This window comes from Nocardia farcinica (assembly GCF_029867845.1).
Taxonomy (GTDB): Bacteria; Actinomycetota; Actinomycetes; order Mycobacteriales; family Mycobacteriaceae; genus Nocardia; species Nocardia farcinica_A.
This window is the reverse complement of record NZ_JARWRU010001163.1, coordinates 1-1,783: the sequence shown is the minus strand read 5'-3', so window position 1 is coordinate 1,783 and position 1,783 is coordinate 1. Positions and strand designations below refer to the sequence as shown.

The 1,783-nt window shown below is 66.3% G+C and carries 1 protein-coding gene; it reads left to right on the top strand.

Features of this window, described 5'->3' with window-relative positions:
- Positions 1–489 precede the first annotated feature (489 nt).
- The gene (locus QH283_RS25790; RefSeq protein WP_280505530.1) at positions 490–1,662 is read left to right on the top strand and encodes an FAD-binding oxidoreductase; all 1,173 of its coding nucleotides are present in this window, start codon (positions 490–492) and stop codon (positions 1,660–1,662) included.
- Positions 1,663–1,783 lie beyond the last annotated feature (121 nt).

Here is a 1,783-nt window from a genome sequence, read left to right as displayed (position 1 = left end):
TTCCGGCGCTGGGGGGCTGCACGCCACGCCACCAGGGCTGAGCCCACACACCCCCCCGCCGGGCCGGGTCGCACACCGCGTGCGCGCCGGCCCGTCGTGCGTGAGAGCCCCGTCGTGCGTGAAAGCGTTGCGCGGTGACAGCTTTCGGCGATGAGCGTTCTTCGACAGCTGGAATGCCGACAGCTGGAATGCCGACAGCAGGAATGTTGGTAGCCGGAATGTTGGTAGCTGAAATATAGCCACCGAAAACCGGCCGACCAGTCTGCTGTATTGTTGGCAACTTTTCGATCTTTCGGTCTGTTATTTGGCAATAAATCTCATGCGGCTCTCGATTCGGCGGAATTCGTCGGATGCCGTCGATTGGTATCGTTCCGAGCCCGTCGATCCTCGCCTACACTCACTCTGGTTATCGGCTGCTGTCGAGTGCGCCGCAGCACACCACTCGCCGGCACGGTCAGTGTTCGAGTGCGAAATGGGGTTGTGGCACAAATGGATTCGCGGACCGTCGCTTTGATCAGAACGACCTTCAAGGCGGTGGCAGCGGAGGAGGACGGCCCCGAGCGGCTGGCGCGAGCGTTCTACGCCATTCTCTTCGCCAACTATCCGCCGATCCGCGATCTGTTCCCGGCCTCGATGGATCTGCAGCGCGACCGCCTGGTCAACGCCATCGCCTACGCCCTCGACCAGCTGGAGGAACCGGACGAGCTGGTGCCCTTCCTGTCCCAGCTCGGCCGCGACCATCGCAAGTACGGCGTGCGCGGCGAGCACTACGTCGCCGTCGCCGCCTCGCTCAAATCCGCCGTGCGCCAGTTCGCGGGCACCGAGATGTGGACCGACGAGGTCGACCGCGCCTGGGACGAGGGTCTGCGGTTGATCTCCGACACCATGCTCGGCGCCGCCCAGCAGGAGTCCTCGCCCGCGGTGTGGACCGGCCGGGTCGTCGAGAACCGGCAGGTGCTGCGGAATCTGGCGGTCGTGCGGCTGCGACTCGACCAGCCGATGGAATACGCGGCGGGCCAATACATGAGCGTGCAGATCCCCTCCAGACCGCGCATGTGGCGGTATCTCTCACCCGCGGTGCCCGCGAATCCGCACGGCGACATCGAATTCCACATCCGCAGCATCATGGGCGGCTGGGTGAGCCCGGCGATGGTCACCCAGACGCAGATCGGCGACCAGTGGCTGCTCGGGTCCCCGCTCGGCGGGCTCGGCGTCGCGCGCAATGCCAAGCGGAAGATGCTCATGGTCGGTTGTGGCACCGGTATCGCGCCGCTGCGCGCGCAGTTACTGGAGATGGCGCAGCGGCGCAGCAATCCGAAGGTGCACCTGTTCGTCGGCGGCCACCACCCCTGCGATCTCTACGATCTGGAGATCCTCAGCGCGCTCGCGGTCGAGCACTCCTGGCTCACGGTCACCCCCGTCGCCGAGAGCGACGAGGACCCGTGGTGGTTCTACCGCGAGCCGGACGCGCCCGAACCGCGTTATCCCGGTCTCGAGCCGCGGCGGACCGGACAGCTCGGCAAGATCGTCACCGAATGCGGCGCGTGGGACGACTGCGACATCCAGATCGCGGGCTCACCCTCGATGGTGCAGACCACCCGCTTCCGGCTGATGTCGGTTGGCGTGCCCGCCAAGAACATCCGCCACGACCCGCTCTTGTGAACCGCGGGTCAGATCCCCTCGTACTGGATGATCCCGCGCGGGGTGCCCGTCTCCACCAGCCGCTCGACGGTCGCCCTGGTCATCGCGGGCGAGCCGCACACCAGCACCTGATGGTGGTCGA

Coding starts and splice junctions, on each gene's coding strand:
- QH283_RS25790 (WP_280505530.1), top strand. CDS start 490: ATGGATTCGCGGACCGTCGCTTTGATCAGAACGACCTTCAAGGCGGTG.